The sequence below is a fragment of the Pedobacter sp. T50_32 genome, from assembly GCF_057652195.1.
On record NZ_JBYFBY010000001.1, the window covers coordinates 975585 to 1001095 of the forward strand.

Consider the following 25511-nt stretch of genomic DNA (forward strand, 5'->3'; position numbering starts at 1 on the left):
CTTTTGCGAGCTAGGGGATTTTTGTATATCTGAAAAGCGGTTTGGTAAACTGAAGCTTAGTTTACTTTAGTAATTACGAGGTTTGCCCCAGCACCGCCGTCAAGACTAACTGCTCCGAGCAATCCATAAAGCTGTAGACTTAGTGTATCTCCAGCAGCTAGATCTATTATAGCTTCTGCATACATTCTGGATTGAGCTTGAGAAGAAGAAAGGTTTAATGAATTAACTGGCGTACCATTTAGCATTATCCTAGAAGATGCTAATAAAGATTGAGTTAATCTTATAGCATAACTTATTTTGTACGTTCCACTGTTGTTACAGGTAAAAGTAGTACTGACGCCGTTTGTAGAAAATCCTTGTAATAGTTGTCCGTTGCCTAGAGGAATATTTGTGCCGCCCAAAACAACGGCTATTGTTGATCCACTTGTATTCGCGGCATTGGCGTAATATTGGGTGCCGCCGCCGGTTGGTGTAGCCCAAGTACCATCACCTCTTAAGTAAGTGGAAGCGCTAGGTGTTCCAGTAACGTTTAATTTTGAAAGAGCAATTGCCGCAGCAGGACTTATATCAACATTAACTATGGTCCCATCAAAAATTTTAGCAGATGTTACGGTTCCATCTAACACCTTACTTGTACTTATTGCACCAGCGACAAGATCTCCGTTTTTAATGCTGTTTGTCAAATTTAATTTGCTATACTCGATGGCGGCGTTAGAGGCTATTTTTGCATTAGTGATGTCGCCATCTCCAATAGTTGCGGTTGCTCCTGCAGGGCCTTGGGCACCTGTTGCTCCCTGAGGGCCTACTATCCCTTGAAGACCAGTAGCACCAGTAGCTCCTTGTGGGCCCACTGCTCCTGTTGCTCCTTGAGGTCCCGCTACGCCTTGAATTCCCTGTGGGCCTTGTGGTCCAATTGCTCCTGTATCGCCCTTGGCGCCTAATAATATCCAGTTTTTAGCGCTTGGTGTTCCTTGATTAAAATAGAAACCTGTGGTGCCGTCGGTTTGATAAACTAACAGGCCAGTTGCAGGAGAGGCGATGAGATTACGCTGTGCAGCGGTCATTCTTGGAATTAACATTCCTTTTTCAGTGCTTTTTACATCCAACATAGCGCTGTTGTCGGGAGCAGAAGCATCTTTATTGATACCGACATTTTGTGCTTTTGTAAAAATGGCTGTGCAGATTAATGCAGTGAGTAGAGATAATTTAAGTTTCATATTTAATTTCTTATAAATTTAATAGTTTGGGAATTAGATGGTTGTGTTAGCTTAAGGTAATAGCTGCCACGAGGTAGCGTAGACACATCAATAGAAAAGTTGTTTAGCCCCTTTGAAGTTGACAACTGTTTAACGATTTCTATTTTTCCGATTACAGAAATAACCTGTAAGCTTGTTTGTGCCGTATGATCAGAATAAAACGTACCATTTAGGTTGCCGCTTGTAGGGTTGGGATAAATAGACAATAGCTGTTGATCGGTGAGGCTAAATTTAACCATAACCGCAAGTGAAGGCGTTATGGTGCCGTCGTAGTCTACGCCAACAATACGGTAGTAGTTGGCGCCAATTAGCGGATTTTTATCAAATGACTGATAAAGGTTGTCTTTTTTTAAAGAGCTCAAAGAAGTTACTTTAGCAATCTCTCTGAAAGATTTCCCATCGCTGCTCTTTTCAACCAAAAAATGACTTACACCAATCTCGTTAATTGTGTTCCAGCTTAATGCCACTCCGTTTACTACTGGCTTTCCACTAACGTAAATACTAGAAATTGGAAGAGTGGTAAAATTGGTAGCAAGCGTAAACCTGTTTAACGATGAGCGGCTAGTCGTCCCGGCTTCGTTTGTACTAGTGTTTAATGTTGTATTAGAAGGTTTTACCCAAGTGCTACCGCCATCAGACGAGCTTAAAAAAAGCAGTTGGTTCTCTGAGAGTCCATTTAACTCCGCATCTAGATAATTGATTTTTACCGTTGCATCAAGGTTTGTGTTGTTGCTCGGTGTAACATCATAAAAACGTTTGATTGACACATTTGAGCCATTGGTTAAGGCGTAGTTTCCTCGCTTAATAATAGTGCTGCCTAGGTTTGCTGTACAGGTTAAGCTAATGCCAAGATTGCCGGGATTTGCATCAGACGGAGCGTTCAGGGTGGCCTCGCTAATGATTGTGCCTGCGGAACCGGTAATGTGATTGCTTTCGTTTTCGCCATTTAAAATTCCAGTAGTGCCCAGGTTTAAATCAAAACTGTTTAAATCTAACTTCCCGCTAGTAAGCTTAAGTGTGCCTGTTACTGCAAAATTGCTGAGCAAGTTTACGAAAGCACCAGTAGTTTTGGCGAGGGTTAAATTTTTAATGGAACTGGCCGAAGAAATAGTGCTTGTAGCGTTGCCGGTGAGTATGGTTTGCCCATCACCCGTAATTGCGGTATTACCTTGGTTTAAGCCTATGTCGTTGAGTACAAGATTGGCCCCAGAGGTAATGACTACATTAGCGCCATTTTCGACCTTTAACTGTGCTAATGCTTGGCTACCAAGCATTAACAGGCCTATGAGAGGCGCATAAAGATGTTTCATAACGTTAATTTGAGTATTTTTTTGCGCAAAATAGGGAAAATTTTACTTAAAGTGTGTAATTTATTGCTTTATTGTGTTGATGAATTCGTTTGCTCTGAAAAGTCTTAGTTACTTGTATCCTAATTTAATAATCCCGATTTTTGCAAACTCATTGTCGTTGATCTCGTTATTATAACAACCAGTTTGGTTAAAATGTCGAGAAACAATTTAAACCTAAATGAAAGTACTGTTAATTATAATTTCTGTTTTACTAGGCTCACAAGCTTTTGCGCAAACCAAAGGAGAGGTAATTGTTGTGCAAGATCCTTTAATAGACAGTTTAATTGCCAAACGAATAGAACTAAATAGAGCAAGACCTACTGCGACTAATCCGACAGGTTCGACCATTGTATCTTCAATGGGTTATCGAGTACAAATTTACTATGGATCGGATAGGAGGGAAGTTTTTTCGCAACAGGCTCAATTTAAATCTAGTTTCCCAAAGCTAAATACATATATCACTTATAAAGAACCTAATTACTATTTACGGGTAGGCGATTACCGGACAAGATTAGAGGCCCAAAAGTTCTTGAACGAACTGCGGCCAAATTATCCAACACTGTTTATTTTTAGAGAGAAGATAAACGCACCGATTTTAGATTAAAGTTTAATCGTAGAACTGTTTAATCGTTTAACTGTTGAAGAACGCTACGATTAACCAGTTAACCAAATCAACAGTTAACCTAACTAAACATGAAACAAAAAATACAAGACCTAGCTGCTCAAATTTTTAACGAAGTGGTAGGTTTTCGTCAACATATACATGCTAACCCAGAACTTTCTTTTCACGAATACGAAACATCAAAGTTCGTAAAAGATAAGCTAACAAGCTGGGGAATTCCTTTTACAGAAATGGCCAATACAGGCGTAGTTGGCTTAATTACAGGAGCAAAAGCGTCAGATCAAGTCATTGCTTTGCGTGCCGATATGGACGCTTTGCCCATTACGGAAGACAATGATAAGCCTTACAAATCGAAAAATGAAGGTGTAATGCATGCCTGTGGACATGATGTACACACTTCATCGTTATTGGGTACTGCGTATATTCTTAACCAATTGAAAGAGGAATTTGGTGGAACCATCAAGCTGGTTTTTCAACCTGCGGAGGAGTTATTGCCAGGCGGTGCCAGCATCATGATTAAAGAAGGTGTGTTAGAAAACCCGAAGCCACATGCGATGGTTGGTCAGCACGTTTTACCGATGATGGAAGTTGGAAAAGTAGGTTTCCGTTCGGGAATTTACATGGCCTCAACCGATGAACTTTACGTAACCGTAACTGGAAAAGGTGGTCATGGAGCACAGCCACACCAAAATATCGATCCTGTGGTGATTACTGCACATATCATAGTAGCACTGCAGCAAATTGTAAGTCGCAATGCAGATCCTCGTTTGCCTTCGGTGCTTTCTTTTGGAAAAGTAACTGCCAACGGAGCTACGAATATCATTCCCAACGAAGTAAAACTGCAAGGTACTTTTAGAACTTTAAACGAAGACTGGAGAAATGAAGCGCACCGTTTGATGAAGAAAATGGCGGAGGGAATTGCGGAAAGTATGGGCGGAAGTTGTGATTTTGATATTCACAGAGGTTATCCTTTTCTAATTAACGAAGAGAAGCTAACAAACAATGCGAAAGCCTTGGCACAAGACTATTTGGGTGCAGAAAACGTTGTAGATTTAGATATTTGGATGGCTGCCGAAGATTTTGCATACTATTCGCAGGTAACTAATGCGTGTTTCTATCGTTTGGGTACAGGAAATCCAGCAAAAGATACCATGCATTCGGTACATACGCCAAAGTTTGATATTGACGAGGATGCTTTAAAAACGTCAACGGGTTTAATGGCTTATATCGCTTTGAAACAATTAGGGAATTAGAGGTTAATAGTTTGTCTGGTTAATCGGTTAATTGTTAAGAATATCTGCTGTTTAAATTAGACTGTGGGAGTCAGGCTGAGCTTGTCGAAGCCTTTAAAGAAATAAAAATGAAAAATCTTTGCATAATTGCGCTGTCATTGTTGTTTTTTGCGAGTGCTAACGCTCAGCAAATACCTCGTTTTAATCCAGATACATTAAAAACGATAACACTTGATTCGGTAGTAAACATTAAAGCGAAACGCCTAAATGTAGAGACATTCATTAATGCCATTATCAACGATACCAGCTTCTATGAAGCGTTTCGTAACATGAAAAAATATACTTTCATTGCCGAAAACCGTGTATTCACTTATGATAAAAAGAACAAAGTTGATGGGAAGATCTATCGTAAGATTAAACACAACAACGATGGTCCATACAGAATGGAATATCTGGTTAAAGAAGATAATGGGAAGGTCTACAAAAAGAATGGAAAATATCAGTTGTACACAGTAGAAATGTTCGATTACATTTTTATGAACGCCTATAACACCGATTTTGTACCAAACTCAGCGCCTAGTGCTAGCAAAGGAAAAAAGGGAGGAAACGAGGGTTATAAAGACAAGCTTAAAACGTTAATATTTAATCCAGGCAGACCAATTAAAGGTATTCCTTTTATAGGTAGCAAAACCGAAATTTTTACGGCTAATATGCGTCAGTATTATGATTATGCTTTCCATAGCGGTACCTACTTAGATTCAATTCCAGTATATCGGTTCAAGGTATCTGTAAAGGAAGATCTTTCCAAATGGACCAAAGATGGGATCATGATTAAAGAGCTGGTAACCATTTTCGATAAGCGTAATTTCGAGATTTTAGGCCGCTACGTAGACATGAAATACAGTAATATGCTTTTTGATTTCGATGTGCAAATGAATATCGAAATGAGCTATTTTGATGAAGTAAAACTGCCCACCAAAATCACCTACCAAGGTAATTGGGACTATCCTTTAAAGAAAGAAGAACGGGCTAGCTTTTTAGTGCTCCACAAAGATTACCGATTGGGCAAGGGAAAATAAACTGAAGGCTTCGCTGTTATTGAGTAACTACGTATTTGCTTAATTTTTGCGAAACACTGTTGTAGTCAATCTTCTCTTTGCTTGCTTTCATTTTAACTTCAGCACCATGTATCACATCGTGTAACACCATGCTTAAGCCAACTACAGCTACTGTTCCACCCACGCCTACTAGCAGAGCAACATTTGCATCATCTATAGATTGTGCAGTTACAATCGTGCCAGCAGCTAACGCACCGGTAACTACGGCATAGCCCACATCACCGTGTGTTTTAAATACTTTAATACGATTGATCTTGTTGTACGATAGCTGATGTGTAGTTTCTTTTTTGTCTACCAATACAAGCTCTGTTTGGTTAATCGCAGTAATTTTTCCGTGATATTTCACATCTTCTGCTATTACCACAGCATGGTAAGGTGCCCTTTTTTTCTTTTGAGCATAGCTGATATTAACGAGAAGAAGCATTAGGAAGATGGTAAATGAAGATTTAACCAGTAATTTCATTCAGAGTGATTTGATAATTCAATACAAAGATAGAAAATAATAAGCATGTTGTTATTTGATGCCAAACAATTAAATTCGCTTTACAAAATAATTGAGATGAAAACCCTTTTAAAACTATCAGTTGTGGCTTGCGCCATTTTTCTGCTATCTTCTATGAAACCTAAAGCAAAAAGAGTAATATTCTTTGGCGATTCCATTACACAGGCGGGCGCACAAGGAAACGGCTATATCAATTTGTTGAAGAAACAAGTAGATAGCAATAAATTTGAGCTACTGGGTGCTGGAATTGGCGGCAACAAAGTTTATGATCTTTACTTAAGAATGGAAGAAGATGTGCTGAACAAAAAACCTGATTTGGTATTCATCTACGTTGGAATTAATGATGTTTGGCATAAAGTAGGCGCTCGAACTGGGACAGACTATCCAAAATATATCAAGTTTTATCAAGCCCTAATTAATAAAATACAGGCAGGCGGTAGTAAGGTTGTGTTGTGCACGCCATCGGTTATTGGTGAGAAAAAAAGTGGTGCAAATGAATTAGATGCAGAATTGGATAAATACGCTGAAGGAATTAGAGAATTGGCAACTAAAAATAATCTTCCACTATGTGATTTAAGAAAAGCCTTTTTAACTTACGAAGAAAAAAACAATCCTCAAGATTTAGAGAAAGGTGTGTTAACGAGCGATAGAGTTCACTTAAACGACAAAGGAAATCAGTTTGTTGCAGAGCAGATACTGCCTTTTATCAAATAATACATTTAAACAACCTGAGACACCTTAGTTTACTTGAAGTGAGTTATCTGATAGCTTTCGTCGAATAGTTGCTCATAATAAATGTGCTAAGGTTTTCTTAAATGTCTTAGGTGGTGAAATAAAATCGTTAAATTTGAAGCCCATTTAGGTGAGATTAGCAGCAGATGATTACAGCGGAAACTATTGAAAAAATTAAGGAAACAGCCCGAATTGAAGAGGTTGTTGGCGATTTTGTGCACCTTAAAAAACGTGGTTCTAGCTTAATCGGAAATTGCCCTTTTCATGGAGAGAAAACGCCCTCATTTCACGTATCGGTAAATAAAGGTATCTATAAGTGCTTTGGCTGCGGTGTTGCTGGTGATTCCGTTCGCTTCGTCATGGAGCACGAGAAGTACAGCTATCCAGAAGCGCTGAAATTTCTCGCCAACAAATACAATATCGAAGTTGAGGAAACGGTAGAAAGTAAGGAAAATATCGAGCTAAATAGTGCTCGCGAAAGTCTTTACATCGTTTCACAATTTGCGGCTAACTTTTTCGAAGAACAACTATGGAATAGTGCCGATGGCCGAGCAATTGGTTTAAGCTATTTCAAAGAGCGTGGTTTTAGGGAAGATATCATTAAGAAATTCAATTTGGGCTATTCGCCTGATGTTTGGGACGCCCTAACATTGGATGCCGAAAAAAACGGTCATGCGGTAGAGTACCTAGAAAAAACAGGACTTTCCATCAGAAATGATAAAGGGAAGCTGTATGATAGGTTCCGTGGGCGGGTAATGTTCCCCATCCATAATTTTACGGGCAGGGTAATTGGTTTTGGTGGTCGTACCTTAAAAACCGATAAAAACGTACCTAAATACGTTAACTCACCAGAAAGCGATATTTACCACAAGTCGAACGTACTGTATGGTTTGTTCCATGCGAAAAAGGCCATTCGAGATCAGGATAACTGTTATTTGGTAGAGGGTTATGCCGATGTTTTGGCGGTACACCAAGCCTATATTGAGAATGTTGTAGCCTCTTCGGGAACATCATTAACCATAGAACAGATTAAGCTTATTGCTCGCTTCACGCAAAACGTAACCATTTTATATGATGGCGATGCTGCAGGTATCAAAGCTTCGTTGCGTGGTTTGGATATGATTTTGGAGGAGGGATTGAACGTTAAAGTTGTTTCTTTTCCCGATGGTGATGATCCAGACTCTTACATGCACAAGGTTGGTGCTGGTGCTTTCAAAACTTATATCGAAGAGCAGCGTCAAGATTTTATCCTTTACAAAGCCAATATTTTACTGGCGGAAGCTGGAAAAGATCCAATCAAAAAGGCGGGAATTATCAGGGATATTGTAGAAAGTATTGCTAAAATTCCAGATAACATCAAAGCTTCGGTATTCATTAAGGAATGCAGTCATTTACTCGAAATTGAAGAGCGGGTACTGCTTACCGAACTGAATGCGATAAAGGTTGCTAAACAGAAAAAAGCGTCGGCACCGCCGAAGTCTTCTAGTTATGGACAGCCAGATATGCCGCCAGATGATTTGTTTGCAGATGAAACACAGGGAGAGCCAATTAGAGAAATTTCTAATTCAGCAGATGATATACATATAGAGAAAGAAATTTTGAGAGTTCTTATTACCCATGGACATGAACTTGTTACATGGGAAGAAATCGAAAATATGTATATAGGGACTTTTATAATACAGAATTTAAGTGATGTTGTATTCAAAAGTGGTTTGGTTGATAGAATTGTAAAACATTACTGGAGTAGTATTGAGGGTGGTTATCTCCCGACTTTAACGAGCTTTCTGCATAATGAAGACAGTGAAATATCGAATATTTCTATTGATTTATCTTCTTCGAAATATGAGCTAAGCCCAAATTGGGAGAATGTGCATAAGATCTATGTGAAGGCACTCGATGAGAATATTAAAAAGACAATTTTGGATGCTATATTTCACTTGAAGAGAAATAAAATAAGAATTATGAAGGTTGATGCTAGAGAAGAGTTAAAGTATGAAAAGGATCCAGCAAATGTTGAAATTCTTTTGAATCAGTTTATGCTTATTAAGCGAGTTGAAATCACGATAGCAAATTATTTTGGTATAGTAATAGCTGAATAAGATATACGTCTAATTTATGGCAACCCACAACGATACAGGAAAAGCTGGAGAAAAAGCAGCAGTGCAGTTTCTGAAGCAAAAGGGTTATGAAATTTTGGATGAAAACTGGACCTATCGTAAATGTGAAGTAGACATTGTTGCGCTTCAATCAAATACCATTATCTTTATCGAAGTTAAAACACGCAGCTCTGTGGCTTTTGGAATGCCCGAAGATTTTGTAAGTTCGGCTAAACAACATCAGTTGCAAAAGGCAGCACAAGCTTACATCGAAATTATGGACCACAAAGGAGAAATAAGATTTGACATTGTAGCGGTGTTATTAACTAAAGACAATCAGTTTAAAATTAACCACATAGAAGATGCTTTTTGGCCATACGCGTAGAATTACTGTAACCGCTTTCATATTGTTGTCTGCAACTTTATTCCAACTCGCTTGTAATAATAAAGTGGCTAACTATATTACTTTTAAAAACCCTTTGCAGGGCGAAAGCTTTAATAGCGGTAAACCTGTAAAAATAGAATTAGATATTCCTGAGAAAACGAATATTGAAGCTATTAGTTATTTGGTGGATGGAAAGCAATTTGCGGAAAGTAAAACCAAAGAGTCTGTAACGCTTGATACGCAAAATCTGCCTTTGGGTTATCGAATGTTAACTGCCATTGTGAAAAGCGGAAACCAAACGGATACCATTACCAATAATATTATTCTTACTACCGATAAGAAACCTGTAAAGTTGAAATACACTTTGGTGAATACTTTTCAGCATGATACTTCTTCGTACACGCAAGGTTTGAGCTTTGTAGATGGAAAATTATTGGAGAGTACAGGTAGAAAGGGGCAATCGCATTTAAAGTATGTTGATTTGAAAAGCGGTAAAGCAATCAAATCGGCGGCTTTAAAACCTGAATATTTTGGTGAAGGTTCTGTAAAAGTTGGCAATAAAATTATTGTACTTACTTGGGAAGAAAATGTTGGTTTAGTGTACGATGCCAATACTTTCGAAGAAATTGCTACTTTTCCGTACCAAGCTAGTCGACAAGGTTGGGGTTTAACTTACGATGGCAAGCAATTGCTACGCAGCGATGGCAGCAACAAAATTTGGTTCATGAATACTGAAACCTACAGAGAGGAAAGCTTCATTGAAGTGTATGATAACAAGGGTGCTGTTGAGCGTTTAAACGAGCTAGAATTTATTGACGGTAAATTATATGCTAATGTTTATGGAAGTAACAAGATTGTAATCATAGATACTAAAACGGGTATCGTAGAAGCGGAAGTAGATTTGAGTAAACTTGTTCCCAAGAATTTCTTTAAAGATGATTACGATGAAGCCAATAATGTATTAAACGGCATAGCCTATGATGTTGCTGGCAAACGTTTATTTGTAACTGGCAAGAAATGGCCAAATCTGTTTGAAATTAAATTGCAAGGGCTGTAGAGACGCAAAATCTTGCGTCTGTATTTGTACAATTTAAAAGTAGGCATCTTGCTGGTAAGAACGTTCAAAAATAGACCCGATTAAAGCGGAAATACTTTTTTGTTACGTCATTTCGAAGAAGGAACGACTGAGAAATCTGTTAGTTAGAAGTGCTTAGCTTGGAGATTTCTCTCTAAGGTTGAAATTGCGCATTAACAGAATACAAAAAAGATTGTAGCAAAAAGCGGGACTGCGTTTGCCACGAAGAACAGTTATGGCTCTTCTAAAAAAAGAAAAACCACTCGTTTGAGTGGCTTCTCTAATTTTAATACTATTTCTTAGTATCGTTTTCTTTTAAATATCCTTGATAAGTGATTGATTGCTTTGCGTTGCTGTTTAAAGACAAACTAGCATAGCCGCCTTCACCAATATCTAAGGCTAAACGATAGCTTTCTTTTGCATCATTTGGCTGAATTGTGATGTTCCAGCCACGTTTTTTGCCCTTCTTCTCTTTATACTCGAACTTTGTAGAAGTGAATTTTACACCGCCCTCGTTTTGATTAATTGGTGCTGTAAATGATCTTCCAAAATAAGGTAAAAAGGCAATTACGCTATCTGGAGTAACCTTCACTTCGTAATAGGTTTCGTTAAGTTGGATGGAACCGCCTTGCATATTGCCAGGCATTCGGCTCATTACTGCGCTAATATCCATTACGTTTAATGGTGTAGCACTTCTAGCCACGAAGGTGTAGGTTTTTGCTTCTACTATTTTTGCCGTAGTTGCTTTATCGGTTTGGGCTGCAGCATTCATAGAAATGAAAGCTATTGCTGCGGCACATAATGTTTTTAACTTATTCATGTGTCTGTTATTTAATCAATTTACAGCTATGATGATAAAAACGTTCGAAATCCATAAAAAGTTTAAAAGTTAGCCCGTCATTTCGACGAGGCACGAGGAGAAATCTACAAGTTTAAAGCGATTTACTAACAGATTTCTCCCAATGGTCGAAATGACGGGATAAATTTATCTCCAGCTTTTATACTGATTAATCAATCCGTTGGTAGAAGAATCATGCGACGCTACTGGCGAATTATCTTTCAATTCTGGTTGTATTTTTTGCGCCAATTGTTTCCCCAGTTCTACACCCCATTGGTCGAAACTGAAAATATTCCAGATAATACCTTGTACAAAAATCTTGTGTTCGTAAACAGCAATTAAGCTTCCCAAGCTAAATGGCGTAACTTTCTTTAATAAAATTGAGTTCGTTGGGCGATTGCCTTCAAAAACTTTAAACGGAGCTAGTTTCTCAATTTGCTCGTGGGTTTTTCCTGCTTTGGTTAATTCAGCAACTACTTCTTCTTCGTCTTTACCGTTCATTAAAGCTTCGGTTTGTGCAAAAAAGTTAGATAATAACACAGGGTGATGTTCGCCAATTGGGTTTAAGCTTTGTGCTGGAGCAATAAAATCTGAAGGAATTAATTTAGTGCCTTGGTGTATCAATTGGTAAAAAGCATGCTGGCCGTTTGTACCTGGTTCGCCCCAAATTACTGGCCCAGTTTCGTACATCACAATATCGCCATTGCGGTCTACATATTTTCCGTTACTTTCCATATCTCCTTGCTGGAAATATGCCGCAAAGCGATGTAAATATTGGTCGTAAGGTAAAATAGCTTGCGTTTCTGCACCGAAGAAGTTAGTATACCAAACACCCAGCATCGCTAAAATTACAGGAACGTTTTGTTCAAAAGGAGTTTCAGCAAAATGTTTGTCGGTAGCGTGGGCACCAGCCAATAATTGCTTAAAATTATCGAAACCGATACCTAATGAAATTGATAAACCGATAGCACTCCACAATGAGTAACGACCGCCAACCCAATCCCAAAACTCGAACATATTTTCAGTATCGATACCAAAAGCAGCGACGTCTTTTGCGTTTGTAGATAAAGCAGCGAAATGTTTAGCGATATCAGCTTCTGTAGCGCCTTGCTCTAAAAACCAACTTCTTGCCGTGTTGGCGTTGCTCATGGTTTCTTGTGTAGTAAACGTTTTAGAGGCTACTAAAAACAAAGTAGTTTCTGGATTTACAGTCTTTAAAGTTTCGGCAATGTGTGTGCCATCTACGTTAGAAACAAAGTGCAAATTTAACCTCGTTTTGTAATGCTTTAAAGCTTCGGTAACCATCACGGGGCCTAAATCTGAACCGCCAATACCAATATTAACTACATCAGTAATTTCTTTGCCTGTGTAGCCTTTCCACTCGCCAGAAATAATAGCAGTGCTAAATTTTTCCATCTTCGCCAAGACCGCATTTACTTCGGGCATCACATCCTTACCATCAACTAAAATTGGGGTGTTGCTTTGGTTACGCAAAGCGATGTGTAATACTTCTCTTCCCTCGGTTTCGTTAATTTTTTCGCCGTTATACATCGCCTTAATGGCTTCGTCTAACTTACATTCTTTGGCTAATTGCGTTAACAAAGCCATCGTTTCATCGTCAATTCTGTTCTTCGAATAATCGAAAAGAATATCCTCAAATAAAATTGAAAACTTGCTAAAACGCTCTGGGTCTGCTGCAAAAAGTGATTTAATATCTGTTTGGTTGATATTGATATAGTGGTCGGCTAAATATTGATAGGCCTTTGTAGTGGTAAAATTTATTTTAGGTAACATAATGTGATGTTTTAGTATTTCCGTAAAAATACAAATCTGTAAGTTAAATGCTAATTAATTAAAATTTGGTACGTAATGTGCTAAGCCAATACTACGGTTAAGTAGGCGAGATTAGATATATTTTTATTTTGGCTGTTTGCTTATCTTAGATAATAATAAAATACATACCTATGTTAGAAAATTTAGTACAATTAGTACGAGAAAATGCACAAGAAGCAATTGTAAACAATTCGGCTTTGCCAAACGAAAAAAATGAAGTTGCTATAGAGGCAGCATCTAGTTCTATTTTTGATACTTTAAAGGAGCAGTTAGCTTCTGGAAACGTATCGCAGATTGCGGAAATATTTAACCAAGGCCAAGCAAATGAGGCTAATCCGGTAGTGCAACAAGCTACCTCTAGCTTAACAGATAAGCTTGGTGCTTTTGGTATTAATGCTGATACCGCAAAGTCTATTGGTGCTGCTTTAATTCCTGTAATTTTAGGCAAGTTAGCCAACAAAACGAACGACCCTAACGATAGTTCTTTCAATATTCAAGACGTGTTAGGCAAATTAGCTGGCGGTGCCGATGGTAAATTTGATTTGACTGACGTTATTGGAATGTTTAATGGTGGACAAAACCAAGCCAACGGCGAGCAAGCTGGAGGTGGAATGTTAGATAAGCTAAAAGGATTATTTAATTAATCGAATTTCATTCATTTGAAGCCGAATTCTTAATTTGAGTTCGGCTTTTTTATTGCTTTTTGTTACCTTGTTCTATCAATTTTCTCGGCATGAAAACTACTCTTTCGTCAGTATTACTGATAATTCCATTTTTTGCGATAGCGCAAAGTAATTTAAGGCAAGATGCCGCAAAGCGGACAGATGCCATTACCCAAAAAATAATAGATTGGCGCAGAGATTTTCATCAACATCCCGAATTGGGAAATAGCGAGGTGCGAACAGCTGGGATTATTGCCAAGCATTTGCAGGCTTTAGGTTTGGAAGTGAAAACTGGTGTTGCAAAAACTGGTGTGGTAGCTGTTTTAAAAGGCGGGAAACCTGGTCCGGTGGTGGCGCTACGTGCCGATATGGATGGTTTGCCTGTAACCGAGCGTGTCAAATTGCCATTTGCCTCGAAAGTGCGTACTACTTATAACGGACAGGAAGTTGGTACCATGCATGCCTGCGGTCACGACTCGCATGTGGCAATTTTGATGGGTGTAGCTGAAGTGCTTACCGCAATGAAAAAGGATTTGGCAGGAACGGTGAAGTTTATTTTTCAGCCTGCAGAAGAAGGTGCGCCAGTTGGCGAAGAAGGCGGAGCAGAGCTGATGGTGAAAGAAGGTGTGTTGGAAAATCCGAAAGTGGAGGTGATTTTTGGCTTGCACATTAATTCGCAAACGCCGGTTGGTCAGCTGACTTACAAGCCGGGCGGAACCATGGCCGCTGTAAACGATATGAAAATTACGGTAACCGGACAGCAGGCACATGGGGCTTACCCTTGGAGCAGCATTGACCCAATTGTAGTTTCTGCGCAGATTGTAAATAACTTGCAAACTATTGTCAGTAGAAATTTGAATGTTACCGAGAACCCTGGTGTGGTTACTATTGGAAGTATTCAAGGAGGAGTGAGGTCTAATATCATTCCCGAAAAAGTAGAGATGTTGGGCACAGTGAGAAATTTCACTAAAGAAGATGAAGCGATGTTTATTGAGCGTATTAAAACTATTGCAACCAAAACTGCGGAAGCTGCTGGCGCAAAAGCTGAAGTTCAAATTCCTTACAGTGCACATTACCCTGTAACATTTAACGATTTGGCTTTAACTGAAAAAATGTTGCCGAGTTTGCAATATACCGCAGGGGCGGATAACGTTAAACTGAAACCGCCTGTAACTGGTGCCGAAGATTTTTCTTTCTATCAGGAGAAAGTGCCGGGTTTGTTTTTCTTTTTAGGCGCATTACCAAAAGGGCAAGACCCGTTGAAAGCGCCATCGCACCATACGCCAGATTTCTTTATTGATGAAAGCAGTTTTAATTTGGGTGTAAAAGCATTGTGCAATTTAACGTTGGATTATATGGGGATGAAGAAGAAGTAAGCTCATTCCGTCATTTCGAAGAAGGTACGACTGAGAAATCTAACAATTAATGATTTGAGTTTTCCTAGCAGGATGGCGTAATGTATTTTGAAGTTCGATATTTGTAATGCCTAGTTTTCTATTTGGAATTTGTAGTTCTTCGGTTAGTTTGATTGGTGATAACACCAACCAAAGGAGAAATTAGAGTTGACCCTTAGCTAGCGTACGCCTGTGGCGTTTGAAAATCAGCACAAGCGACACGCTTGCGCTACCATAAGCTGTAAATAAATTTGTCTAACCGTTTTTTACCATACGTCATTCTTCCCAGGTGCTGGCGCACGCCTGTGGCGTGTGAAGATTAGACTTTTCTTCGCGGTACTTGGCGAAAACTTCATAAACCTTTGCGGTTGAATTTTAACGCAAAGAAAAGCAAGAGTTCGCAAAGAACGCAAAGGCTTTTACTTTGTCAATCCTGTAGATGAGTTGAAAATTAGAGTTGACCCTTAGCTAGCGCACGCCTGTAGCGTGTGAAGATAAGCACAAAAGACACGCTTGCACTAGCCATTAACTACAAACAAATTTGCCTATCTATTCTTTCCATAAGTCATTCTTCTCCACATCTTTTCCATTGGACCAATTTTATAATATTTAAACCAAATGTTACTGTAGATAATTTGGAAAATGTAGATTAAAACTGCAACTAAAAAAGATTGTAACAGGCTAAGCTTTCCACCTAAGCCAAATCCATAGCCATAAAGGAGTAACATGCAAATTAAGGTTTGAGCGAGATAGTTGGTTAAACCCATACGGCCTGTGTGAGCAATCCATGTTTGTAATTTTGATGAATGTTTGCTTAGCATGGAAGTTAGTAACACTAGATAAACAAAAGTGAGCAGTAAACTTCCAACGCTTTCGCTAATGTTATCGATGAAGATTTCCCATGTTGGCTGGTTTGGCAATAGTTGAATTTGCATTGCATCTAAACTGGGAATTGCTTTAATCGCCAATGCAAACGGAAGGATAATTAAAGCCCATTTCGTGAATTTTGCGCCTAGCTCGGCAACACGCTGAAATATATTGGTTTTTCCGGCTATCAGCCCAAGTAAGAATAGGATTTCGAAGTGGATAATGCTAATCATGCCGCCGCTTATTGATTTAAACCAGCCCATTGCTACACCCAATTTTTGCATACTGAATACCTGTAGTACTGTGCCGTTTTTCCAAGTGTCTAGCACTTCCATAATTACTTTATCAAACTCTTTATCGTTTGCTGCAATTGATTGCGGAGTAACAGGTAGGAAAATGGCTAATGCTAGCTGAATGACTAGCATGAAGAACAATAAACCTATAATCCATTTTATTAAATAGCTTACAGATTTTCTATTGAAGTAGATTAACGAAAAACCCAAAATCGCATACTTGTGTAATATATCACCGAACCAAAAAACAAAAGCATGTATTAATCCAATCAATAACAACGACCATAATCTGCGTTTGAAAAGCTTATCTGCATTTAAACCTGTCTGGTTGTTTTTTTGCCACATTAGGTAAAAGCCTAAACCAAAAAGAAAGCTGTAGATGGTATAGAACTGACCTTTAACCAACAGGTTGATTAAAAACTGCAACGGTCCGTAGGTTTCTGGTTTGTCTAAACCTAAATTATATACCTGTTCTGGACGAAGAAAGGCAAAAAAGGCATAAGTCTGTATGTTGAAGATGAGTATGCCGAGTAATGCAATTCCTCTAATTTGATCTATGGTTTGTATTCTCGGATTGTTAGTTTGGGTCATGCGCTAAATGTAGCAATTTGGGTTGGTTTTTTTTAGGGGTCAAAATACGCTATTTGCTTGATTTGTAGTGAGTAATTGGGTTTTGTTATTGTCGATCTAGTAAGCATGATGCCGGTGAGATTGACAAAATAGAGTTAGGCTTTCGTAGACTAAACCCGGTAGTAGCGGAAATACTTTTTGTTGTGGTATCATCCTGAGCTTGTCGAAGGATTGTTTGGTGATAGATGCTTCGATAAACTCAGTATGACAATTATTAATGGGCAGTGCCAAACAAAAAGATTGCAGCGAATAACGGGGCTTTCGGAAGAGAAGAATTACTGCAATTGCTTTTTAAAAGGTCTTAGGAAAGCTCATTGGAGAAGATGGAGGATAAGGTGCAGTTATAGAAACACCAATTGCAAAAAGTTACGATAATTTTTGTGCTCCGAATAAAGTAAGCCCGCAGATATCGCCTTTCTATCATTTGTTGGTAAATCGGCGAAATCTGCGGGTAAAAACTATTTCTGGATTAAGAAACTTTCTTTAGATTGACGTACTTTCTTCAAACCAACCAACCAATCGTTAGCTTCGTCGCGGTAGCCTAAAGGTAAAACGGTAACACTTTTTAAACCCTGTTCTTTGAGGTTTAAAATCTCATCGTACTTTGCGTTATCGAAACCTTCCATAGGTGTAGCATCTACTTTAAGCAAAGCTGCCTCGGCAATAGCGGTACCAAATGAAATGTAAGCTTGACGAGCTGCGTGGTTAAAATTAACCTCTGCATCTCTATGTAAATACGTTTTCTTTAAAGTAGCTACATAATCTGCAGTAGCCTCGTTAGGTACGCCACGTTCTGCGTTGGTGCGGTTAAAAACTTCGTCAATACGCTCTTCGGTATAGTTATCCCATGCGGCGAAAACCAACACATGAGAAGCGTCTACAATTTGCGATTGATTGAAAGAATGTGGCAATAACTCTTGTTTTAAAGCCGGATCGGTAATTACGATAACCTTGAAAGGCTGTAAGCCCGATGAAGAAGGAGCCAAGCGAGCAGCTTCTAAAATTTGATCTACTTTTTCTTGAGGAACGGGCTCTCCGTTCATTTTTTTAGTGGCGTAACGCCAGTTTAATGCTTCAATTAAGCTCATGATCTTTTTAACGATTGATATTTTTAATAAATCCTTGTATGGCATCCAGAAGAATATGCTGCTGCATTTCGTCGGGAGCCGCTGTTAGGTTAACCATACTGATAGAGGTTAGTCCGTGGAGAATTGACCAAAGTGTGTGAAATTTTAGCAGTTTTCGCTGCTCGTCGTTATCCATCATTAAACTACTAATGGCATTAATAACGATACCGCTAAATTTTGCTATTTCTTCAATTTCTCGTACTTTTTGACAGCTTGGAATTCCCAAGCCGAACATCATTTTGTAATAAGCTGAATTACGAAAAGCGAAATCAAAATAAGTTAATGCCATTTGGGTAAGCTGTTGCTCTGGTTCCGAGTATTCCTCTTTTGTGCTTTGCATAGCAGTTGCAAGCATGTTAAAACCGTTCTTCACAAATTCTTCCTGTATGGCATCTTTGCTTTCGAAATGGTTGTACACCACAGGTAGGCTGTAACCAATAGCTTCCGCAATTTTACGGATAGAAACGGCCTGCCATCCTTCTTTTAGCACAATTTCTTCTGCCACTTTCAGGATAGCGTTTTTGGTAATTTCCTTCTGTTTTTGCCTATCGTTTTTAACTAACATTTATATAAGTTAACACTGTTAGCAAAGTTATAAGTTAACACTGTTAACCAAAAATGTTTTGTCTGTTTTTGACTAAAGGATGATAGAGTGCTTATTCATTAATGAGAGTTAATACTCGATTGTGATTTGTTTATCCTATGGTTAAATAAAAGAAACTGACAAACAATTTGATGTTAATCAAGGTTCTTTTTATGCGAGCATAGCTTTTTGCTTTGCTTTAAATATGAGTAATACTAGATATTAAAATTAAGACGATGAAAAAACTAATATTATCAGCCGTTTTGGTGGTTGCTGCGGTTGCAGGAGCGATGGCGCAAGAGGTGAGAGGTTTTTATTTGAAACCTACAGGGAGTTATTTCTTAAAAGTTACTCCGGTTGAGTTCCCGAACGTTGGCGAATTACAACCGAGAGATAGGGTTGTGAATATCAATCCACTTAATGGTAATCAGACTTTAGTATCGGAAGAAGCGATTACGGGTTCTTTTGGTCAGGGTTGGAGAGCAGGAGTAACGGGTGGATTTAGATTTAGTCCCGTAGTGGCGTTTGAAATGGGTATAAATTATTTTCAAAGCGATAAGCAGACGATGGCTCGCCAAACTGGATACAACGAAAATAATGGTGCTACTTTATTGTCTATCCATTCGCAAGGACAGGTGAAGGCAATTGATTTAACACCAACTTTGGTTTTTCACGTACCTACTTCTAAGAACTTTAGGCCATACTTAAAAATGGGAGCAGTATTGCCAGTTTACGGTTATTTAGATATTAGTACTACTCTGAATGACCAAACAGGAACAATTGCAAGCGAAATTAACCCAGGTTTAAGGGCGGTTCAATTAACTAGGGAAGAAAGAGTAGAGCCCAGACCAACCATTGGTTTTTTAGGTGCTGCAGGTTTTAGTGTGCCTATTGGTTCTAAAGTAAGTTTCTTCAGTGAGATCGAATATCGTAATGTATCGGTAAGCAGTAAGGAAAAAGAGATTAGAAAATTTGAAGGTACTGGAACTACGCTTTTAGGAACGCAAGTGCCAATTACAATAAATGATGTGCCAAGAGCGCAACGTTACACCGATTATCATAAGAAAATCGATGCTAATTCTAATGTGCCGGGTAATGCCGGTTATGATGAAGATAGAAGAGGTGACGATTTGAGATCTTACATCAATATTGGTGGCTTGGGTATGAATGTAGGTTTGAAATTGGCGTTTTAGATGGCCTTTGTTATTCTGAGCGTAGCGAAGAATCTATTGATAATATAATAGATTCCTCGTGCCTCGGAATGACAGTACCTAGAGGAAGATATTCCCGCAGCTAAATAAAAATTCTAATTATATTAACCATTAAGGAGTTAAGATTTTTTAAGGCTTCTTAATGTTTTAACCTAAGCTGGAATTTGCTCCACCACTAACTCGTTGTCTGTTTTATCGAAATAAATACAGGTCATCTTGTTCAAATCTACCACCCATTTCTCAATACCGTTTACTGCACAATCTTTACAAAATGTGTAATAGTCAGTTTGCCCTTGCTGGTGTGCTTTCAGTTGTTTTACGAACTCATCTTTGTTTACTTCATCAGTAATGGTGAGGTTTTCGTATTGAGGCTCCGATGAGGTTCTGTAACCATTTGCACCAAAATATTCGGTGTGGCTGTCTTTTACCCAAGTTTCGAAACCTAAAACGCCCATTGCTTTAATTTCTTGGATATATTTAGGGAAATCTGCACCAGATTTTACTTTTTCGTGCGCTTGTTCTATTTGTGCTACTGTAAACATTTTTCTTTGCTTTAAATTGATATTGCAAAGATGAGGTGAATTATTGGATGGTAATTGTAAAAAATCGTTTTTGGCTAAAAAATCTTAAAACTTTCAGGAGTATATCCGGTGTGTTGTTTAAAGTCTTTGATGAAATGAGATTGATCAAAAAAGTTGTTGTCATAGCAAATTTGTGCCAGAGATTTCTCTGTGTTTAATTCGCTCAGCACATTGTTAAACCGAACGATGGACGAAAATTTCTTTGCTGAAACACCTACTAGTCTTCTAAATCTTTTCTCAAAAGGGCTTTGGCTGATATTGAAATATTCGTTAATCTCTTTGATTTTGATATTGCCTTTGTGCTGATAAATCAGTTTTACTGCATTTACAATAACTTGATCTTGTACTATCTCTTTCAACTGAGAAAGCAGAAATTGCTCTACCACTTTGATGCGGCTAAGATCTGTGGTGGCTAAATGTAGCTTCTCTTCGGTTTCATTGATCTCGTGTTTGTCGAAAATTTCAGACAAGGAAATGCTTTCGTTAAACAGTTGGTTTGCTGGGCAGGTGCTAAACGAAGCTAGGCCAACCTCCGTGAAATAAACTAGAATGGTACCGATGTTTGCAGAGTTTTTGAAAATCTTGAAAGTATCGGCAACACCACTGATACCAGCATTGGATAATACGGTTTCTTTAGAATCGCTGATGCTAGAAAGTTGCCCCCGATATTGAAAACCTATCACCAAGCCTGTCGACGGCAAGACTTTGTAAGTGTTTGCTTCACCGTTTTCGGATATCACAAAATACTTAATGTACGGTTTTAGTCGTTCGGTAGGGGCAACCTTTTCAAATCGCATTTGCTTAAGCTAGTTCTTTATCTTCGATTTGAACAGTTTCTCTAGTTTATCCATTTTAGGCAGGATAACTGCTCTGCAATAGGGCGCTTGCCCGTTTTTGATGTAGTAATCTTGATGATAATTTTCTGCTACGTAAAAAGTTTGAGCTTTATCAATAGCTGTTACCACAGGTTTGCCAAAAGCGTTTTCTTTGTTAAGCAAAGCTTTGTATTTCTCGGCAGTGGCCTTTTGTTGCTCATTGTGGTAAAAAATTACAGAACGATATTGCGTGCCAACATCTGCGCCTTGTCTGTTCAACGTAGTTGGATCATGCAATTTCCAGAAAATTTCTAACAGTTCTTCGTAGCTAATTTTTGTTGGGTCGTACTGCATTTCAATTACTTCTGCGTGGTTAGTGGTGCCAGTACAAATATCTTCGTAAGTTGGATTTGGCAAATGCCCGCCTTCATAGCCCGAGCGTACATTGCTCACGCCATTTAAACGTTGAAATACAGCTTCGGTACACCAAAAGCAGCCCATTCCAAAAGTTGCTTTTTCAAGTTTTGTTTTCTGCGCATCGGCGCCAAGTATAGAGAAGAGAATTAAGGATGTCATAATTAACCTTTTCATTTTATAGTGTTATTTTATACAGTTTACCCTCATTGCAAGGCATGAAACAATCTCCAGTATTGTTTATAAGCGAAATTTGCTTTAGGATTACTTCGTGCCTGGCAATGACGAGCTGGTTTTTAGCTCGCTAATAAAGATACGTAAAAGCCATTGCAATAGTTTTAGCTGGCGATAAAATGACATGAGGCTTAATAATGTTTGTGGTATGTACTGGCTTTTGTAAGATAGCCCCGATTGAAGTGAAATACTTTTTTGGAGCACCTCCATCCGTTCGGTGTTAGCGATACAAAAAAGATTGAACTGAAAGCGGGACTATCGGGAAATAGTGCTGCCGCAATTGCGCTTCAGATTTAAAACGCCATCCGTTATCCACATAATATTGTGTTTATTTCAGTGTGTTAATAACTTAAAATGTTGATTTTTAATTTTTTATATTGATATTTTTAAGGTAAATGAGGTTTGTTAACATATCTTTTCTAAATTTAACTTGAACATTAAAATAAACGATATGTCAACACCTTATATTCCGTGTTTAGACTTAAACACCTACGTTAACGGAACTGAAGAACAACGTAAGAAATTTTCTGATGAGTTAGGGAAAGCTTTTAACGATTCGGGTTTTGTAACGATTACCAATCATGGCGTTAGTCAGGAACTGATAGATAAACTCTATACAAACATTAAAGAGTTATTTGCATTGCCAGTGGAGACGAAGCGCAAGTATGAAAAAGTTGAATTAGCGGGGCAACGCGGTTACACGAGTGCGGGTAAGGAAACTGCAAAAGGTGCAAAAACTGCCGATTTAAAGGAGTTTTGGCAAATTGGGCAAACGGTTACTGATGGGGATTCGATTAAAAATGAATATCCAGAAAATGAGGTTGTAGAAGAATTGGCAGAATTTAACACGGTAACTAGAGAGATTTATCAAAAATTAGAGGAGAACGGTAAACATTTGTTGAGGGCTATTGCCACGTATTTAGCATTGCCGATCGATTATTTTGACAAGCATGTGCACAACGGAAATTCAATTTTGAGAGGTATTCATTACTTTCCAATTGAAAATCCAGATTCTATTGCGCCTGATGCGGTACGTGCTGGTGCGCATGAGGATATTAATTTAATTACGTTGTTGATTGGCGCTAGTGCAGATGGTTTAGAAGTGTTAACTCGTAGCAATGAGTGGTTGCCAATTAAGGCGCATCATACTGATATTGTAGTGAATGTAGGCGATATGTTGCAACGTTTAACTAACAACAAACTGCGTTCTACTACACATAGAGTGGTAAACCCACCTCGAGAATTGATGAAGACTTCGCGTTTTTCGGTGCCTTTCTTTTTGCATCCGCGTAGCAATATGAGTTTAGCTAGTTTGGATTCTTGCATAGATGCGGCGCATCCAAAAGCTTATACCGATATGACTGCTGGTGAGTATTTAGATGAACGTTTGAGAGAAATTGGCTTGAAGATGTAATCTTGGAATACGATACGATTTAAGTAAAAAAGCTCCGGTTATCATCGGAGCTTTTTTATTTTATTGCTTTTTGATTAGGCTATCAATTTTTATAGAGTCTGCAACTTTTGGTATTAACTTTGGAAGTTCCTCAGGGTTAGCCAAAGGTTTTACTGCTTCTTTTACAACAGACTTAGATGGTATTTTTGTAGTGCTAGTTGTTTTTGCCTTTACATTATTTTTTGCTGCGGGCTTAGCTGCACTGGCTTTAGGCTTCGGTTTTACAGGGACGCCTTTAATGATATCGGCTTTGCTGGTTGGACGTAGTTCTGGCTTCCAAATAAAGCCTGTTAGTAGTGCTTCTTTAGCGAGTTTATCTAAAGGATCTACGGCGCCTTCTACCTCACGCACGGTTACAATGTGGGTAAGTTCTTTGTCTGAGAACCTAAAACGAAGCCGACTGCTTACCGTTTGGTTTACGTTATCGTACTCGCCTTTGTTGTTTTTGCTGTAGTAAATACTTTCTGCATTACCGTCAACATACATATTACGGAGTTCTCCTTCTACAAAAAATCCGGTAATGACTTTTCCCTTCACCTGGTTAAACTTGGTAGAATCGCCTTCTACGTTCACCAAAAATCCGTTTTGCAACACTTGGAAATTGTGTATTTTACTGTTTTTGAAGAACACGTTGATGGTGTCACCAGTTTGTTGTGTGCCGTTAGACCATAGAATTGGGTTATTATACCAACGCAAAGTAGAATCGGCAGAGGTGTAAAACAGCGAGTCGGCTTTTGCCTGCATATTCGCTTTGTACACTCTTACATTATGAAAAGCCTTGATTACACGAGCCCTAACCGTATCTGTCGGGTTGGTTACGACTGTATCTTTCGCCAAAGTTTTAACAGCGGTACTTGCTGCATTTTTTGCTACGGTTACAGTTGCAGCATTTGGTTTAGTGCTTTGCTTGGCTTTTGTTACCACAGCTTTAGTCGGTTTGTCGATAGTTTTTTTCGTCGAATCCGCGACAACAGCAGCAATTTTTAACAAGCTGTCGGCTTGCAAGCTATCTTGTTGTAGTTTATTTTTAGCAAGCGTTAAGCTGTCGGGCAGCTTGGGTGGAGGTTCTACTTTTGTACTCCCACCATTTTTTTCCAGCTCTTCACGCTCTCTACGTTCTTTTCTGCTCAGTTTTCTATCTGTAGCTGTTGTTGGAACCTTTTTGTTTTTTAGTTCCTCGCTTTGCTGCTGAAATAATTTTCGTGCTTCTGCCTTTTCTTTTTCCTTTTCAGCTTTTTCCTGCTCGTCTTCTACACCAATTTCATTGTCTTTTTTAACTTCCGGTCTGCTCAATAAACTTAGATCTTTCACGAGTGGGCGTTGGCTTTCTAAAGTATCGGCGCCAAGCCAAAGTGTATCTGGAATTCGTTTCTCGTTTACGGTTATGGTATCCTTTGTGCCAATGGCTACGTATGCCTTTTTGGTTACTACAATACGTTCTTCGTTTCTGTAGTACTCGCCTAACTGCCCCCAGATATTAGTTTGGTCTTTGGTGTCCTTAAAAAGGATGTTTTTAACCGCCTTGCCATATCCTGTTTTGCCGTAATAATATAAACTATCTCCCTTTAAAGATCTACTGCCGTTGGTATATAAATTCTTTTTCCCGAACATGGCGTTTTCACTTTTCGTGTTGTACGTGCCATTTTCAGTGTAAAGTTTATCTTCTTTATTTTTGATGTGCGTTGGACCGTAAAAATAAGTCCAGTTGGTGCCCGTATTATAGCGTAAAGTTTCTTCCGAAGTTATGGTGGTTTTTTCGGCAGTTACCACTAAAACGTTAACTTTAAAATAAGCATCTCGGGTATTAGAAAAATAAAATCCCTCTTTACTGGTGATGGTCGCATCTTTGTTGACAAGCTTTCCTCCAGTAGTGTAGGTGCCGATTTTAGCCACCATATCGTAATCTAGGACGTTACTAGTAAGTGTGTTTTCCCTATCTAACAAGCGTACATTTTTATCCAAGTGTGCCTTTTTAGCATTTCCATCGTAGTTCAACAAATCTGAATAGATGTTTAGGGTATCGCCTTGATTAATGTGGACATTTCCAAAAGCCTCGAAGTAATTGCGGTCGCCACCATAAAGTACAGCACTATCGCATTTAAGAATGGCGCCATCATGACTAAATATTGGTTTACGTAAATAACTAATGTTTGCTTTAGTAACACCAGACATGTTTTCAGCCCCTTCCAGTTTTATTTGGGTACGGTTC

Annotated in this window: 23 protein-coding genes; 11 read left to right on the plus strand and 12 right to left on the minus strand. The window is 38.7% G+C overall.

Annotation, left to right across the window (positions count from 1 at the left end; all coding sequences use genetic code 11):
* Window positions 1-56: 56 nt before the first annotated feature.
* Window positions 57-1217 (minus strand): BclA C-terminal domain-containing protein, encoded by a 1161-nt coding sequence (locus AC23ME_RS04255; RefSeq protein ID WP_487726501.1) that lies wholly within the window; start codon window positions 1215-1217, stop codon window positions 57-59.
* Window positions 1218-1219: 2 nt separating this feature from the next.
* Entirely contained in the window at window positions 1220-2566 is a 1347-nt protein-coding gene (locus AC23ME_RS04260; RefSeq protein WP_487726502.1) for a T9SS type A sorting domain-containing protein, read from the minus strand.
* A gap of 217 nt (window positions 2567-2783) precedes the next feature.
* On the opposite strand from AC23ME_RS04260, the gene AC23ME_RS04265 reads away from it, so the two are divergent.
* The 3 genes from AC23ME_RS04265 (at window position 2784) to AC23ME_RS04275 (ending at window position 5538) form a co-directional block, all read left to right on the plus strand.
* Window positions 2784-3209 carry an SPOR domain-containing protein gene (locus AC23ME_RS04265; protein ID WP_487726503.1) on the plus strand — a complete coding sequence of 142 codons (426 nt, stop codon included), beginning with the start codon at window positions 2784-2786 and terminating at the stop codon, window positions 3207-3209.
* Between the two features lie 89 nt (window positions 3210-3298).
* Window positions 3299-4480, plus strand: coding sequence for a M20 metallopeptidase family protein (locus AC23ME_RS04270; RefSeq protein WP_487726504.1), 1182 nt, complete (start codon window positions 3299-3301; stop codon window positions 4478-4480).
* Between the two features lie 107 nt (window positions 4481-4587).
* Entirely contained in the window at window positions 4588-5538 is a 951-nt protein-coding gene (locus AC23ME_RS04275) for a hypothetical protein (protein ID WP_487726505.1), read from the plus strand.
* Window positions 5539-5554: 16 nt separating this feature from the next.
* Here the strand turns inward: AC23ME_RS04275 and AC23ME_RS04280 are convergent, their stop codons facing one another.
* Window positions 5555-6040 (minus strand): hypothetical protein, encoded by a 486-nt coding sequence (locus AC23ME_RS04280; protein ID WP_487726506.1) that lies wholly within the window; start codon window positions 6038-6040, stop codon window positions 5555-5557.
* A 96-nt stretch (window positions 6041-6136) separates the two neighbouring features.
* Here AC23ME_RS04280 and AC23ME_RS04285 point away from each other — a divergent pair, with 96 nt between their 5' ends.
* The 4 genes from AC23ME_RS04285 (at window position 6137) to AC23ME_RS04300 (ending at window position 10349) form a co-directional block, all read left to right on the plus strand.
* A complete protein-coding gene (locus tag AC23ME_RS04285) occupies window positions 6137-6793 on the plus strand; it encodes an SGNH/GDSL hydrolase family protein (RefSeq protein WP_487726507.1) in 657 nt (218 codons plus the stop codon).
* Between the two features lie 164 nt (window positions 6794-6957).
* Window positions 6958-8910 (plus strand): DNA primase, encoded by a 1953-nt coding sequence (gene dnaG / locus AC23ME_RS04290; protein ID WP_487726508.1) that lies wholly within the window; start codon window positions 6958-6960, stop codon window positions 8908-8910.
* Window positions 8911-8926: 16 nt separating this feature from the next.
* The gene (locus AC23ME_RS04295) at window positions 8927-9292 is read left to right on the plus strand and encodes a YraN family protein (protein WP_487726509.1); all 366 of its coding nucleotides are present in this window, start codon (window positions 8927-8929) and stop codon (window positions 9290-9292) included.
* Entirely contained in the window at window positions 9270-10349 is a 1080-nt protein-coding gene (locus AC23ME_RS04300; RefSeq protein WP_487726510.1) for a glutaminyl-peptide cyclotransferase, read from the plus strand. Before AC23ME_RS04295 ends, AC23ME_RS04300 begins: the two co-directional genes overlap by 23 nt.
* 310 nt (window positions 10350-10659) lie before the next feature.
* Here the strand turns inward: AC23ME_RS04300 and AC23ME_RS04305 are convergent, their stop codons facing one another.
* Together AC23ME_RS04305 and pgi are read right to left on the minus strand one after the other, a co-directional pair.
* Window positions 10660-11187 carry a DUF4251 domain-containing protein gene (locus tag AC23ME_RS04305; protein WP_487726511.1) on the minus strand — a complete coding sequence of 176 codons (528 nt, stop codon included), beginning with the start codon at window positions 11185-11187 and terminating at the stop codon, window positions 10660-10662.
* A gap of 165 nt (window positions 11188-11352) precedes the next feature.
* On the minus strand, window positions 11353-12999 hold the full coding sequence (gene pgi / locus AC23ME_RS04310; RefSeq protein ID WP_487726512.1) for a glucose-6-phosphate isomerase: 1647 nt from the start codon (window positions 12997-12999) through the stop codon (window positions 11353-11355).
* A 170-nt stretch (window positions 13000-13169) separates the two neighbouring features.
* Here pgi and AC23ME_RS04315 point away from each other — a divergent pair, with 170 nt between their 5' ends.
* Together AC23ME_RS04315 and AC23ME_RS04320 are read left to right on the plus strand one after the other, a co-directional pair.
* Window positions 13170-13682 carry a hypothetical protein gene (locus tag AC23ME_RS04315; protein WP_487726513.1) on the plus strand — a complete coding sequence of 171 codons (513 nt, stop codon included), beginning with the start codon at window positions 13170-13172 and terminating at the stop codon, window positions 13680-13682.
* Window positions 13683-13771: 89 nt separating this feature from the next.
* Entirely contained in the window at window positions 13772-15076 is a 1305-nt protein-coding gene (locus AC23ME_RS04320) for an amidohydrolase (RefSeq protein WP_487726514.1), read from the plus strand.
* 563 nt (window positions 15077-15639) lie between these two features.
* Here AC23ME_RS04320 and AC23ME_RS04325 read toward each other — a convergent pair.
* The 3 genes from AC23ME_RS04325 to AC23ME_RS04335 form a co-directional block, all read right to left on the minus strand.
* Window positions 15640-16845, minus strand: coding sequence for a DUF418 domain-containing protein (locus AC23ME_RS04325; protein WP_487726515.1), 1206 nt, complete (start codon window positions 16843-16845; stop codon window positions 15640-15642).
* A gap of 497 nt (window positions 16846-17342) precedes the next feature.
* Window positions 17343-17972, minus strand: a complete 630-nt coding sequence (locus tag AC23ME_RS04330) for an NAD(P)H-dependent oxidoreductase (RefSeq protein WP_487726516.1) — start codon at window positions 17970-17972, stop codon at window positions 17343-17345.
* 7 nt (window positions 17973-17979) lie between these two features.
* A complete protein-coding gene (locus tag AC23ME_RS04335; RefSeq protein WP_487726517.1) occupies window positions 17980-18576 on the minus strand; it encodes a TetR/AcrR family transcriptional regulator in 597 nt (198 codons plus the stop codon).
* 254 nt (window positions 18577-18830) lie between these two features.
* On the opposite strand from AC23ME_RS04335, the gene AC23ME_RS04340 reads away from it, so the two are divergent.
* Entirely contained in the window at window positions 18831-19787 is a 957-nt protein-coding gene (locus tag AC23ME_RS04340) for an outer membrane beta-barrel protein (RefSeq protein WP_487726518.1), read from the plus strand.
* A 170-nt stretch (window positions 19788-19957) separates the two neighbouring features.
* Here AC23ME_RS04340 and AC23ME_RS04345 read toward each other — a convergent pair whose 3' ends face one another.
* From AC23ME_RS04345 to msrA, 3 genes are all read right to left on the minus strand, one after another.
* A complete protein-coding gene (locus AC23ME_RS04345; protein ID WP_487726519.1) occupies window positions 19958-20347 on the minus strand; it encodes a DUF1398 domain-containing protein in 390 nt (129 codons plus the stop codon).
* A gap of 74 nt (window positions 20348-20421) precedes the next feature.
* On the minus strand, window positions 20422-21183 hold the full coding sequence (locus AC23ME_RS04350) for a helix-turn-helix domain-containing protein (protein ID WP_487726520.1): 762 nt from the start codon (window positions 21181-21183) through the stop codon (window positions 20422-20424).
* Between the two features lie 9 nt (window positions 21184-21192).
* Window positions 21193-21792, minus strand: a complete 600-nt coding sequence (msrA, locus tag AC23ME_RS04355) for a peptide-methionine (S)-S-oxide reductase MsrA (protein WP_487726521.1) — start codon at window positions 21790-21792, stop codon at window positions 21193-21195.
* A 508-nt stretch (window positions 21793-22300) separates the two neighbouring features.
* On the opposite strand from msrA, the gene AC23ME_RS04360 reads away from it, so the two are divergent.
* On the plus strand, window positions 22301-23263 hold the full coding sequence (locus tag AC23ME_RS04360; RefSeq protein WP_487726522.1) for an isopenicillin N synthase family dioxygenase: 963 nt from the start codon (window positions 22301-22303) through the stop codon (window positions 23261-23263).
* A gap of 60 nt (window positions 23264-23323) precedes the next feature.
* Here the strand turns inward: AC23ME_RS04360 and AC23ME_RS04365 are convergent, their stop codons facing one another.
* On the minus strand, window positions 23324-25474 hold the full coding sequence (locus AC23ME_RS04365) for an OstA-like protein (RefSeq protein ID WP_487726523.1): 2151 nt from the start codon (window positions 25472-25474) through the stop codon (window positions 23324-23326).
* Between the last annotated feature and the right edge of the window lie 37 nt (window positions 25475-25511).